13 protein-coding genes are annotated in these 12,216 nt (G+C 69.1%); 11 read left to right on the top strand and 2 right to left on the bottom strand.

The window, feature by feature from the left end; all coding sequences use genetic code 11:
- Positions 1–54 precede the first annotated feature (54 nt).
- The 8 genes from FMM06_RS07675 to mazG all read left to right on the top strand — a co-directional run bounded on the left by FMM06_RS07675 (position 55) and on the right by mazG (position 6,847).
- Positions 55–351, top strand: a complete 297-nt coding sequence (locus FMM06_RS07675; protein ID WP_144236683.1) for a hypothetical protein — start codon at positions 55–57, stop codon at positions 349–351.
- 77 nt (positions 352–428) lie between these two features.
- The gene (gene metG, locus FMM06_RS07670) at positions 429–1,943 is read left to right on the top strand and encodes a methionine--tRNA ligase (protein ID WP_144236682.1); all 1,515 of its coding nucleotides are present in this window, start codon (positions 429–431) and stop codon (positions 1,941–1,943) included.
- A gap of 47 nt (positions 1,944–1,990) precedes the next feature.
- The gene (locus tag FMM06_RS07665; protein WP_144237137.1) at positions 1,991–2,482 is read left to right on the top strand and encodes a GNAT family N-acetyltransferase; all 492 of its coding nucleotides are present in this window, start codon (positions 1,991–1,993) and stop codon (positions 2,480–2,482) included.
- An 8-nt stretch (positions 2,483–2,490) separates the two neighbouring features.
- Positions 2,491–3,276, top strand: a complete 786-nt coding sequence (locus FMM06_RS16750) for a TatD family hydrolase (protein WP_185965086.1) — start codon at positions 2,491–2,493, stop codon at positions 3,274–3,276.
- A complete protein-coding gene (locus FMM06_RS16745; RefSeq protein WP_185965085.1) occupies positions 3,267–4,037 on the top strand; it encodes an MBL fold metallo-hydrolase in 771 nt (256 codons plus the stop codon). Before FMM06_RS16750 ends, FMM06_RS16745 begins: the two co-directional genes overlap by 10 nt.
- A gap of 8 nt (positions 4,038–4,045) precedes the next feature.
- On the top strand, positions 4,046–5,425 hold the full coding sequence (locus tag FMM06_RS07655; protein ID WP_144236681.1) for a M20/M25/M40 family metallo-hydrolase: 1,380 nt from the start codon (positions 4,046–4,048) through the stop codon (positions 5,423–5,425).
- Positions 5,426–5,510: 85 nt separating this feature from the next.
- Positions 5,511–6,098: a class I SAM-dependent methyltransferase gene (locus FMM06_RS17170; protein ID WP_235889142.1), complete on the top strand. Its 588-nt coding sequence runs from the start codon at positions 5,511–5,513 to the stop codon at positions 6,096–6,098.
- Positions 6,095–6,847, top strand: coding sequence for a nucleoside triphosphate pyrophosphohydrolase (gene mazG, locus FMM06_RS17165; RefSeq protein WP_268900666.1), 753 nt, complete (start codon positions 6,095–6,097; stop codon positions 6,845–6,847). The genes FMM06_RS17170 and mazG overlap by 4 nt, the downstream gene beginning before the upstream one ends.
- On the opposite strand, the gene FMM06_RS07645 is transcribed toward mazG, so the two are convergent.
- Complete coding sequence (locus FMM06_RS07645) at positions 6,844–7,800, bottom strand: alcohol dehydrogenase catalytic domain-containing protein (RefSeq protein ID WP_144236679.1); 957 nt, start codon at positions 7,798–7,800, stop codon at positions 6,844–6,846. The genes mazG and FMM06_RS07645 overlap by 4 nt on opposite strands.
- Positions 7,801–7,861: 61 nt before the next feature.
- Between FMM06_RS07645 and FMM06_RS07640 the strand changes: the two genes are divergently transcribed.
- A complete protein-coding gene (locus tag FMM06_RS07640) occupies positions 7,862–9,412 on the top strand; it encodes an AMP-binding protein (RefSeq protein ID WP_144236678.1) in 1,551 nt (516 codons plus the stop codon).
- Here the strand turns inward: FMM06_RS07640 and rpmE are convergent.
- Positions 9,409–9,642 carry a 50S ribosomal protein L31 gene (gene rpmE / locus FMM06_RS07635; protein ID WP_144236677.1) on the bottom strand — a complete coding sequence of 78 codons (234 nt, stop codon included), beginning with the start codon at positions 9,640–9,642 and terminating at the stop codon, positions 9,409–9,411. The two genes, FMM06_RS07640 and rpmE, sit on opposite strands and share 4 nt — an antisense overlap.
- Positions 9,643–9,803: 161 nt before the next feature.
- Between rpmE and FMM06_RS07630 the strand changes: the two genes are divergently transcribed.
- Both FMM06_RS07630 and FMM06_RS07625 read left to right on the top strand, forming a co-directional pair.
- Entirely contained in the window at positions 9,804–10,586 is a 783-nt protein-coding gene (locus tag FMM06_RS07630) for a hypothetical protein (RefSeq protein ID WP_144236676.1), read from the top strand.
- A gap of 43 nt (positions 10,587–10,629) precedes the next feature.
- Positions 10,630–12,213: a carboxyl transferase domain-containing protein gene (locus tag FMM06_RS07625; protein ID WP_144236675.1), complete on the top strand. Its 1,584-nt coding sequence runs from the start codon at positions 10,630–10,632 to the stop codon at positions 12,211–12,213.
- Positions 12,214–12,216: the final 3 nt, after the last annotated feature.

Genomic DNA, 12,216 nt, shown 5'->3' with positions numbered 1-12,216 from the left:
TCACCCGGATATAGTCTGCGTCAGCGATAATTCTTTTTCATGTAAGGGACTACTATGGCTGAATCGTCATCGGCCGACGTACGTGACGCCCTCGCTCACCTGGAGCCCGATGCGCACGGACAGGCGGCACTGCTGCTCGCCGAAAGCACGCTGCACATGCTGGTCGAGGCCGGCGTCCTGTTCAACGCCCAAGCGCTCGAAGTCGTGCGTACCGCTGCCGAGGTGAAAGTGGAGGTTGCCGAAGCCGCGGGCGAGTCCAAGAAGCGCATGAAGCAGTCGCTGGTCCTGCTCGAAAGCATTTCCGAAACCTTCCGCGCCAACGACGTCGCTGCGCCGACCTTCGCTGCGTAAAGCGTCATCCGGACGAACGCCGGCGCCTCGCGTAAACGAGCATTGCCGCGCCGCGCATTCTCCCGCATTCCACGCCGATGACCGACCGCTTCTACATCACCACCGCGATCTCCTACCCCAACGGCCGCCCGCACATGGGGCATGCCTATGAGGCGGTGACGACCGATGTCATCGCGCGCTACCAGCGGCTGCGGGGCAGGGACGTGCGCTTCCTGACCGGCACCGACGAGCATGGCCTGAAGATTTCGCAGGCCGCCAAGGCCGCCGGCGTCGCCCCCAAGGCCTATGTCGACACCCAGGTCACCGCCTTCACCGGCATGACGGCGCGGCTCAACATCTCCAACGACCGTTTCATCCGCACCACCGACCCCGACAATATCGCTGCCGCGCAGGAGCTGTGGCGGCGCATGGCGGCGAACGGCGACCTGTACGAGGACCGCTACGAAGGCTGGTACTCGGTGCGCGACGAGGCCTATTACGACGAGGGCGAGCTGATAGACGCGGTCGACGCGAGCGGGCAGGGGATCCGCCTGTCGCCGCAAGGCACGCCGGTCGAATGGACGGTCGAGGACAGCTGGTTCTTCCGCCTCTCGGCCTATCAGGACCGCCTGCTGAAGCTGTACGATGACCAGCCCGGCTTCGTGCGCCCGTCACGGTCGCTGAACGAGATGCGCGCCTTCGTCGGCGGCGGGCTGAACGACCTGTCGATGTCGCGGACCAGCTTCGACTGGGGCGTGCCGGTGCCGGGTGCGCCGGGCCATGTCATGTACGTCTGGGTCGACGCGCTGGTGAATTACCTCGCGGGTGCCGGCTGGCCGGGCGATGCGCCATACTGGCCAGCCGACCTGCACGTCATCGGCAAGGACGTAGTGCGCTTCCACGCGGTGTATTGGCCCGCCTTCCTGATGGCGGCGGGCGTCGACCTGCCCAAGGGGGTGTTCGGCCACGGCCATGTGCTGAACCGCGGTGAGAAGATGTCGAAGTCGCTCGGCAACGTCGTCGATCCCATCGCGCTGGCCGATGCCTTCGGGGTCGACCGGCTGCGCTGGTTTCTGGTCCGCGACGTCGCGTTCGGCGACGACGGCAGCTATTCCGAAGGCGCGATCGCCGAGCGCGCCAACGCCGACCTGGCGAACGGCATCGGCAATCTGGCGCAGCGCGCGCTGGCGATGGTCGCGAAGGACGGCGGCGTCATGCCGGCGGGGGAGGGCGACGCCCCGGCGCTCCGCGACGCGATGATCCAACACACCCGCGCTTATTTCGAGCACATGGATGCCCTCGCGCTCCACCGCGGCCTCGAGAGCGTTATGGCGATGGTCAGCGCCGCCAACGGCTATTTCGCCGATGCAGCACCCTGGGGCCTCAAGGACGAACCGGCGAAGCGCGCCGGCGTGCTGGCGGCGACACTCGACGCGACGCGCCGCATCGCGCTGCTCGTGCAGCCGGTGATCCCGGAGAGTGCCGGGCGGCTGCTCGATCAGCTCGGCGTAGCAGCCGACGCACGCGACTTCGCGGCGTTCGATACGCCCGTCGCGCCGGGAACCCCGCTGCCGGTGCCGGGCGGGGTGTTCCCGCGCTGGGTCGAGGGGTGATCCTGCGCACGGCGACCGAGGCCGACCTGCCGGCACTGCGCAACGTCATGGCGCGGGCGATCGCCGAGCTTCAGGTGGCCTATCTCGATGGCGCGCAGGTCGCGGCGAGCGCGACGATGATGGGCCTCGACACGCAGCTGATCGCCGACGGCAGCTATGTCGTCGCGGAGATCGACGGGCGGATCGTCGCGGGCGGCGGCTGGAGCAAGCGCGCCACCAGCTATGGCGGCGACCATTCGCCGGGGCGCGATGCGCGCCTGCTCGACCCCGACACCGAGGCGACGCGCATCCGCGCGATGTACACCGACCCCGATTTCGCACGCCGCGGACTCGGCCGTGCGGTGCTGCGGGCGTGCGAGGCGCGCGCCGTCGCGGCGGGCTTCCACGCGGCCGAACTTGTGGCGACGCTGGCGGGTGAGCCGCTCTATGCCGCCGAGGGCTATGCGGTCGTCGAGCGCTTCGACGACACCAACGGCGCGGTGCCGGTGCCCCTGCTGCGCATGCGCAAGGCGCTGGCGGGCATCGCGGGCGGCGGCTAGGGCAGGGCATGCTCGTCGATTCGCACTGCCATCTCAACTACAAGGGCCTGCGCGAGGATCAGCCGGGCGTCATCGCCCGCGCGCGCGTCGCGGGTGTCGGCACGATGCTGGGGATCAGCACGCGCCAGTCCGAATGGGACGAGGTGATCGCGCTTGCCGATGCCGAGACCGACATCTGGGCGACGGTCGGCATCCACCCGCACGAGGCCGACGCGCATCCCGACATCGACGCCCAGCGCCTGATCGACGCGGCGGCACACGCTCGCGTGATCGGCATCGGCGAGACGGGCCTCGACTATTTCTACGATCACAGCGACCGCGACCGCCAGCGCGCGAGCTTTCGCAGCCATATCCACGCGGCACGCGCCACTGGCCTGCCGCTGATCGTCCACACGCGCGATGCCGAGGACGATACGCTGGAGATCCTGCGCGACGAGATGGGGCAGGGTCGGTTCGGCGGGGTAATTCACTGCTTCACCGCGAGCCAGGCCTTTGCCGAAGAAGCACTTGCGCTGGGTTTCTACATCTCGCTGTCAGGGATCGTGACTTTCAAGAATGCGCGCGACCTGCAGGCGAGCGCGGCGCTAGTGCCCGGCGACCGGTTGCTCGTCGAGACCGATGCGCCGTTCCTCGCGCCGGTACCGATGCGCGGCAAGACGTGCGAGCCGGCGTTCGTCGCGCACACTGCCGCCTTCGTGGCTGGGCTGCGCGGGGAGGGGGCGGATGCCCTCGCCGCCTCCACCACCGACAATTTCTTCGCTCTGTTCGGCAAGGCGACGCGCCCGTGCGCGTGACCATCCTCGGCTGCGGCACGTCGAGCGGCGTGCCGCGCATCGGCGGGCCGAATGGTGACTGGGGCGACTGCGACCCGACGAACCCGCGCAACCGCCGCCGCCGCGTCTCGATCCTCGTCGAGGCCGACGGCACGCGCGTCCTCGTCGACACCGGTCCCGACCTTCGCGTCCAGCTGATCGATGCGGGCGTCGGCGACCTCGATGCGGTGCTTTACACGCACGACCACGCCGACCACGCTCACGGCATCGACGACTTAAGACAGGTTTTTCACAATCGCAGCAAACCCGTTGATTGCTATGCCGGTCAGGCGACTTGGGACGTGCTGAAGGCGCGCTTCGGCTATGTCTTCGCTGGCACGAATTTCTACCCCGCGACGGCGACCGCGCATCTGCTGCCCGAGGTACTGAAGGTCGGGCCGCTGCGCATCACCCACTACGCGCAGAACCACGGTAACATCGACAGCCTGGGTTTCCGTTTCGAGCATGACGGCCGCGCCATGGCCTATTCGACCGACGTCAAAATCCTGCCCGACACCGTGCCGCAGCTCGAAGGCCTCGACCTGTGGGTTGTCGACGCACTGCGCCGCAAGCCGCACCCGACGCACAGCCACCTCGACCAGACGCTCGGTTGGATCGCGCGCTTCGCACCGGCGCGCGCCGTGCTGACCCACATGGACAATTCCATGGATTATGCGCCGCTCGCCGCCCTCCTGCCGCCGGGCGTCGAACCCGGCTATGACGGCATGACGATAGATATCTGAGGTTGTTGATGATCCGCCACACCTGCCTGCTCGCCCTTGTCCTCGCCGGTCCGGCCGTCGCCGCGGATCCCGACACGGTCGCGGCGTCCTTGCGCGATCGCGCCATGGCAGGGTCGGGCGCCTATGCCCTGGTCGAGAGCCTGACCACCGAGATCGGGCCGCGTCTCGCCGGCACCCCCGACGAGGCCCGCGCGCGCATCTGGGCGGTCGCCAAGCTCAAGGCGCTGGGCTTCAAGAATGTCCGCGTCGAACCCTTCGATATGCCGGTCTGGGTGCGCGGCATCGAGACTGCAGCGGTGCTCGGCGCCAACGCCCAGCCGCTCGCCGTGACGGCACTCGGCCGCAGCGGCGCGACGCCCGCGAACGGGCTCGAGGCCGACGTCGTGCGCTTCGCCACCTATGCCGATCTCGAGGCCGCGCCGGCGGGCAGCCTGGCCGGCAAGATCGCCTTCATCGACCACAAGATGCTGCGGACCATGGACGGCTCGTCCTACGGCGCATTCGGCGCGGCGCGGCGCTCGGGTCCGTCGCTGGCGGCGTCGAAGGGTGCCGCGGCGGTGCTGATCCGCTCGCTGGGCACCGGTTACCACCGTCACCCGCACACCGGGGGCACGAACTGGGCCGCGGGCCAGACGCCGATCGCGGCGGCGGCGCTGTCGCTCAACGACAGCGACCAGCTGAACCGGCTGCTGGCCAAGGGGCCGGTTCGCCTGCGCCTCGTGCTGACCCCGCGGCTGGCGGGCACGGCGCAGTCGGGCAACGTCGTGGGGGAGGTCGTCGGAACTGATCCGGGCGCCGGCGCGGTGGTCATCGGCGGGCATCTCGACAGCTGGGACCACGGCACGGGTGCGGTCGACGACGGCGCCGGCGTCGCGATCACCGTGGCGGCCGCCAAGCTGATCATGGACCACGCGCCGAAGCCGCGCCGGACCGTCCGCGTTGTCCTGTGGGGTGCCGAGGAGCCCGGCCTGTACGGCGCTGCCGCCTATGCCGCGGCAAATCCGCCGGGGTCGATCGCGCTCGCCGCCGAATCCGACTTTGGCGGGGGTCGCGTGACGACGCTCAAGTCGCGCGTCGCGCCCGAAGCTTTACCGCTGGTCAAGCGCATGCAGGCGCTGCTCGCGCCGCTCGGCATCACGCCGTCGTCCGACAACAGCGCATCCGGCGGGCCCGACGTCGGGCCGCTCGCGGCGAAGGGTGTGGGCACGCTGACGCTCCAGCAGGACGGCACCGACTATTTCGACCTGCACCACACGCCGGATGACACGCTCGACAAGATCGACGCGAAGCTGCTCGACCAGAACGTCGCGGCCTACGCCGTGACGACGTGGATCGCGGCGACGAGCAACGTATCGTTCGCACGAGCCGCCGCTGCCACGCAACCATAAACCCGGATACGATTTAACATAATATATATTATCGGATTTGCAGTTGCGGCTGGCGGTGGGCGCCAGCCGGTGGCATGAGGTTGCCGTGACCGCGCTGCACCCTCCCCGCAAATCCGACGGCGGCGCGTTCCTGCGCGAATGGCTGAGCGACCCGTTGCGCGTCGCGAGCGTCGCGCCGTCGGGCAAGGCGCTGGCGGCGATGATGACGCGCGAGATCGACGCCGCGTCGGCGCCGGTCATCGAACTCGGCCCCGGCACCGGATCCTTCACCGACGCGCTGCTGGCGCGCGGCGTGCCCGAGGACCGGCTCGCGCTGATCGAGATGGGCGAGAACTTCGTCCACCTGCTGCGCTACCGCCTGCCGCGCGCGACGGTGCTGGCGATGGACGCGACGCGCCTCGCCAAGGTCGAGCTGTTCGGCGGCGAAAAGGCCGGCGCGGTGGTCAGCGGGCTGCCGGTGCTCGCCATGCCGCCGCGCGTCGTCATGCTGATCCTGCACGGTGCCTTCCACCATCTGCGCGACGGTGCGGCGTTCTTCCAGTTCACCTATGGCCCGGTCTGCCCGGTCAAGCGCCCGATCCTCGACCGCCTCGGCCTGACCGCAAAGCGCGTCGGCGGCGCGATGATCAACCTGCCCCCGGCGTCGGTCTACAAAATCACACGGCTGCCGTGATCGAGCCGCTCGTCGCGTTGATGGCGCGGCTGCGCGATCCCGAGATCGGCTGCCCATGGGACGTCGCACAGAACTTCGCGACGATCGCGCCCTACACGATCGAAGAGGCTTACGAAGTCGCGCAGGCGATCGCCGACGGCGACATGGCCGAACTCAAGGACGAACTCGGCGACCTGCTTCTCCAGGTCGTGTTTCACGCCCGCATTGCCGAGGAGGCGGGCCTGTTCGCCCTGCCAGACGTGGTCGCGGCGATCGTCGACAAGATGGTCCGCCGTCACCCGCACGTCTTCGCCGAGGCTACCCCCGATGCTGATGCGATTTCTCAGGAACTGACCTGGGAGTCGTTGAAAGCGCAGGAGAAGCGGCGCGACGGCGCGCTCGACGGCGTGGCCCTCGCCCTGCCCGCACTGCTGCGTGCCGACAAGCTGCAGCGCCGCGCCGCCCGCACCGGCTTCGACTGGCCCGACGCCGGCGGCGCCCGCGCCAAAATCGTCGAGGAACTGGCGGAATTCGACGCCGCTGCGACCCCCGAACACCGCACCGAGGAAGCCGGCGACCTGCTGTTCGCTGCCGTCAACTACCTCCGTAAGCACGAGATCGACCCCGAGGCTGCGCTGCGTGCGGCGAATGCCAAATTTGAACGGCGTTTCCGCGCGATGGAGGCGTCAGCGGGCGATGCGTTCGCCGGCCTCGATCTCGATGCCAAGGAGGCGCTGTGGGCCTCGGCGAAGGCCGACGAGCGGACCTAGAACGCCACAACCGCCTTGCCCGTCACCCGCCCGGCCGCCATCGCCGCAAATGCCTCGCCCACATCCTCCAGCGCCACCGTCAACCCGACGTGCGGGGTCATCCGGTCCGCCAGCGCGTCGATCGCGCGGATATGCGCGGCCCCTGCCCCGGCGTCCTGCCGCCCGGCCTCTCCGGCGCGCACCCCGACGACCTCGATCCCCTTGAGCAGCAGGCGGTTGAGCGGCAGGCGCGGGATGTCGCCGCCGGCGAAGCCGATCATCAGGTGCCGTCCGCCCCAGCGCAGCATCCGCATCGCGGGTAGGGTCAGTGCGCCGCCGACGGGATCGAAGACGATGTCGATGTTGCGCAGCTCGAACGCCGGCGCGGCGCGGTCGACGATGACGACCTCCGCCCCCAGCGCGCACAGCAGGTCGCCCTTCGCCGGATCGCTGGTCGCCGCGACCGCGTGACCCTCGCGCGCCAGCACCAATTGCACCGCGGCCCAGCCCATGCCGCCGCCTGCGCCGCAGACCAGCACGCGTTCACCAGCGACCAGCCGCCCACGCTCGACGAGACCTACCCACGCCGTCAGCGCCGCGACGGTGAACCCCGCGGCAGCCGCATCGTGCAGCCCGCCCGGCACCGACCGCACCGCGCCCAGCGGCAAGGTCAGCCGCTCGGCGAGGCACCCGCTGCGCGTGCCGACGACGACACGCTCGCCGATCAGCTCGCCCGATACGTCCTCGCCGACGGCGACGATATGCCCTGCCCCCTCGACGCCGGGCACGAACGGCAGGTCGGGGCGGAACTGGTAGCCGCCCGACAGCATCAGCAGGTCGGGAAAGTTCAGCCCTGCGTGCGTCATCGCGACGGTCACCTCGCCCGCCCCCGGCGCGGGCGGCTCGGCCCAGCCGGTCTCGACGCGCAGGCCTGAGCGGTCTTCGGCGAGGAAATGACAGATGGCGGCGCGCATCGGCTCACCCTACCCGCTCGCCCGCGTCCGCGCTATCACGGGCACGGGGAGAGACATTGCTATGACCGACTGGAGCTTTGGCCGCATCTTCACCGCGCTGAAGGCCGCCGTGCCGCCCGACCGGCCGGCGCTGATCCACGGCGCGTCGGTGACCAGCTGGGCCGACTTCGACCGGCGCACCGATGCGCTGGCGGCCGCTTTCCTGGCGAGCGGTGCGGGCCCCGGCGACAAGGTCGCGATCCTGGCGCGCAACGGCCCCGCCTATCTCGAAGCTACGGTCGCGGCGTTCAAGGCGCGGATGGTCCACGTCAACGTCAACTACCGCTACGGCGCGACCGAGCTGGAGTATATCCTCGACAACAGCGACGCCGCGGTGCTCGTCCTCGACCCTGAATTCGCCCCAGTCATCGACACGCTCGACCTGCCCAAGCTGCGCCTGAAGCTCGTCGTCGGGCCGGCGTACGAGGCAGCGGCAACTACAGACGTGGCACTGCCCCCGCAGGACTACAGCGGCGACGACCTGCTGTTCATCTACACCGGCGGTACCACCGGCGTGCCCAAGGGCGTGATGTGGGACCAGGCGGCTATGTGGCAGCTGATGGGCGGCGGCGGGTCGACGATGCACGGCGAGCCACCGACGCCGACGCTCGATGCGCTGCTGGACAATGTCCGCGCCGGTACGGGCGTGCTGCGGAGCCTGATCCTGCCGCCGCTAATGCACGGCTCGGGCTTTCTCGTCGCGGTCTATACGCTGGCGCGCGGCGGCACGGTGCTCACCCTGCCCTCGGCGGGCTATCATCCGCTCGAGGCGCTCGACCTGTGCGCGGCGCATGCGCCCGACTATGCGGTCATCGTCGGCGATGCCTTCGCGCGTCCGCTGCTCAAGGCGCTCGACGAGGGTGCGGGGTCGATCACGTCGCTGCGCACGATCATCTCGAGCGGCACGATGTGGTCGCCCGAGGTCAAGGCGGGGCTGCTGCGCCACAATCCGCAGCTGATCACCATCGACGCGTTCAGTTCGTCGGAGAGCCTGGGCATGGGCGTCGCGGTGCAGACCGGCGCCAATGCGGGTTCCGCGACGCGCTTTATGACCGATCCCGACACGCTCGTCCTCGACGAGGACATGCGCCCCGTCGTCCCGGGATCGGGCGTGGCCGGCCGCGTCGCGCGCTCGGGGCTGATCCCGCGCGGCTACTACAAGGATCCGGTCAAGAGCGCCGCGACCTTCGTCGAGTATGACGGCCGCCGCTGGTCGATCCCCGGCGACTGGGCAACGATCGAGGCCGACGGCACGCTGACCCTGCTGGGCCGCGGCAGCCAGTGCATCAACTCGGGCGGCGAGAAGATCTTCCCCGAGGAGGTCGAAGAGACGCTCAAGACCCACGCGGCGGTCGACGACGCGCTGGTGTTCGGGGTCTCGGACGAGAAATGGGGCCAGTCGGTGACGGCGGTCGTCGAGGGGCGTGCCGCCGACGCCGACGAGCTCATCGCGCACGTCCGCGCGCAGCTGGCGGCCTACAAAGCCCCCAAGCGCATCGTCTTCGTCGAGAAGGTCCCCCGCGCGCCGAACGGCAAGGCCGATTACGTGCGCGCGAAGGAAATGGCTGCTTAGGCCTTTTTCGCCATGCTGAGGCCGGCGAAACGCTTGTTGAAGCGCGCGACCTGACCGCCGGCGTCGAGCATCGTGCCCTTGCCGCCCGTCCAGGCGGGGTGGACCGAAGGATCGATGTCAAGGGTCATCTTGTCGCCCGGCTTGCCCCACGTCGAGCGCGTCTCGTAGGTGGTGCCGTCAGTCATCTGGATCGTGATGGCGTGATAGTCGGGGTGGATGCCCTGCTTCATGGTCGTGTTCCTGCTCGCTAATGGCTGGTTCCGACCAGCCTTCGAAGAGCGGCGCGCTTACACGGCGCGGACGTGCGAAGCAAGTTGCGGCCGCGATTGACCCGCCGTGGACCTCACCATAGGCTGCCCCCGTAACGACTCGAACCATGGGAGCAACGGGTATGAGATTGATTGCACTGGCAAGTCTGGCATTTGCGGTCGCTGCCCCGGCGCTTGCCGCGAGTCCCTTCGACGGCACGTGGAAGGGCGACACCAGCAGCGCCAAGCTGCCCACGAAGCCCGATGTCATCCTGATCAAGGACGGCACCTATCTGTGCAGTTCGTGCGTGCCCGTATTCAAGGTCAAGACCGACGGCGCCTTCCATCCGGTCGCCAACCATCCCTATCTCGACGAGGCCTCGGTCAAGCTCGTCGATGCGCGCACCGTCGCGGAAACGGACAGGGGCAAGGGCAAGGTCGCGTACACCTCGCTGACCCGCGTCTCCGCCGATGGAAAATCGCAGACTATCGAGTGGACCGACGTCGGCCCCGACGGCAAGACCATCAAGGGCACGAACACCCAGGTTCGCGTCGCGCCCGCCCCCGCCGGGGCGCACGCCGCGTCGGGATCGTGGCGCACGACCAAGGTCAGCAACGTCTCCGACGCCGCGCTGACCATGATGCTGACGCTGACCCCCACGAGCTTCGCGATGAAGACTCCGGCAGGATACAGCTTCGACGCGCCGCTCGGCGGCAAGCCGGTGCCGGTGGTCGGCGATCCGTCGAACGTCATGGCGGCGGTGCGCAAGGTCGACGACCGAACGGTCGTGGAAACCGATACGCGCGCCGGCGAGGTGATCAACATCTACACCTACAATGCCCTGCCCGACGGCAAGACGATCAGGGTGACCAGCGAGAACCGCAAGCAGGGCACGACGACGACCTATCTGCTCAAGCGTCAATAGCGGCGCAGTTGAGTGTGCGGGGGCGGCTGCGTATAGCCGCCGCATGTCGACATTCATCGGGACGCCGCTCCTCGCCTCCGCCGATACGCGGCGCAACGCCGCCGCGATGGCGGCCCTCGTCGCCAACCTTCGAGAGGTCGTCGGCAAGGTGTCGCTCGGCGGGCCCGAGGCATCGCGCGCCCGGCACGTCGCGCGCGGCAAGCTGCTGCCCCGCCAGCGCGTAGAGCGGCTGTGCGATTCAGGCACCGCGTTCCTCGAGATCGGGCAGCTCGCGGCGCACGGTGTCTATGAGGACGATGTTCCCGCAGCCGGGATGATCGCGGGTGTGGGCCAGGTCGCGGGGCGGACGTGCGTGATCGTCGCCAACGACCCGACGGTGAAGGGTGGCAGCTATTACCCGCTGACGGTCAAGAAGCACCTGCGCGCGCAGGAGGTTGCGGCACAGAACGCCCTGCCCTGCATCTATCTGGTCGACAGCGGCGGCGCCAACCTGCCGCGCCAGGACGAGGTCTTTCCGGACCGCGATCACTTCGGCCGCATCTTCTACAACCAGGCGAACATGAGCGCGCAAGGCATTGCGCAGATTGCCGTCGTCATGGGCAGCTGCACCGCCGGCGGGGCGTACGTGCCCGCCATGTCGGACGAGAGCATCATCGTGCGCGAGCAGGGCACGATCTTCCTGGCCGGCCCGCCACTGGTCAAGGCGGCGACGGGCGAGGAAGTCGCGGCCGAGGATCTGGGCGGCGGCGACGTGCATGCGCGCCTCTCGGGGGTCGTCGATCATCTGGCGGACGACGACGCGCACGCCCTCGACATCGCGCGCAGCATCGTCGCCACTTTGCCCGCGCGCGCCGCCGCACCGCTTGCCGAAGCGCGTCCGCCGCGCTTTCCGGCGAGCGACCTGCACGCGCTGATCCCGACCGACACGCGCCAGCCCCACGACGTCCGCGAGATCATCGCGCGCCTCGTCGACGGGTCCGAGTTCCACGAGTTCAAGCCGCTGTACGGCGAGACGCTGGTCACCGGCTTCGCGGCGATCGAGGGCATGCCCGTGGCGATCGTCGCCAACAACGGCATCCTGTTCTCCGAAAGCGCGCTGAAGGGGGCGCATTTCATCGAACTGGCATGCGCTCGGAAGGTGCCGCTGCTGTTCCTGCAGAACATCTCGGGCTTCATGGTCGGCCGGAAGTACGAGAACGAAGGCATTGCAAAACATGGCGCCAAGATGGTCACCGCCGTCGCCTGCGCCGCGGTGCCCAAGCTGACGGTGGTCATCGGCGGCAGCTTCGGCGCGGGCAATTACGGCATGTGCGGGCGGGCCTATTCGCCCCGCTTCCTGTGGATGTGGCCCAATGCGCGGATCAGCGTGATGGGCGGCGAGCAGGCGGCATCGGTGCTCGCGACGGTCAAGTCGGGCGGCTTCAAGTCGGCCGCCGAGGAGGAGGCGTTCAAGGCGCCGATCCGCGACCGCTACGAGCGCGAGGGCCATCCCTATCACGCCAGCGCGCGCCTGTGGGATGACGGCGTCATCGACCCCGCCGACACCCGCGCCGTGCTGGCACTCAGCCTCGCCGCGGCACTCCAGCAGCCGATCCCGGAGACGCGCTTCGGCACATTCAGGATGTAAGCC

Origin of the sequence: Glacieibacterium frigidum, from assembly GCF_007097155.1 — a bacterium.
In the GTDB taxonomy this organism is placed as follows: domain Bacteria; phylum Pseudomonadota; class Alphaproteobacteria; order Sphingomonadales; family Sphingomonadaceae; genus Glacieibacterium; species Glacieibacterium frigidum.
This window is presented reverse-complemented; position numbering and strand designations above follow the sequence as displayed.

Excerpts from the sequence above, each read along its gene's own strand:
- FMM06_RS07675 (WP_144236683.1), top strand. The coding sequence starts at position 55 with ATGGCTGAATCGTCATCGGCCGACGTACGTGACGCCCTCGCTCACCTG.
- metG (WP_144236682.1), top strand. The coding sequence starts at position 429 with ATGACCGACCGCTTCTACATCACCACCGCGATCTCCTACCCCAACGGC.
- FMM06_RS07665 (WP_144237137.1), top strand. The coding sequence starts at position 1,991 with ATGGCGCGGGCGATCGCCGAGCTTCAGGTGGCCTATCTCGATGGCGCG.
- FMM06_RS16750 (WP_185965086.1), top strand. The coding sequence starts at position 2,491 with ATGCTCGTCGATTCGCACTGCCATCTCAACTACAAGGGCCTGCGCGAG.
- FMM06_RS07655 (WP_144236681.1), top strand. The coding sequence starts at position 4,046 with ATGATCCGCCACACCTGCCTGCTCGCCCTTGTCCTCGCCGGTCCGGCC.
- FMM06_RS07645 (WP_144236679.1), bottom strand. The coding sequence starts at position 7,800 with ATGCGCGCCGCCATCTGTCATTTCCTCGCCGAAGACCGCTCAGGCCTG.
- FMM06_RS07640 (WP_144236678.1), top strand. The coding sequence starts at position 7,862 with ATGACCGACTGGAGCTTTGGCCGCATCTTCACCGCGCTGAAGGCCGCC.
- rpmE (WP_144236677.1), bottom strand. The coding sequence starts at position 9,642 with ATGAAGCAGGGCATCCACCCCGACTATCACGCCATCACGATCCAGATG.
- FMM06_RS07630 (WP_144236676.1), top strand. The coding sequence starts at position 9,804 with ATGAGATTGATTGCACTGGCAAGTCTGGCATTTGCGGTCGCTGCCCCG.
- FMM06_RS07625 (WP_144236675.1), top strand. The coding sequence starts at position 10,630 with ATGTCGACATTCATCGGGACGCCGCTCCTCGCCTCCGCCGATACGCGG.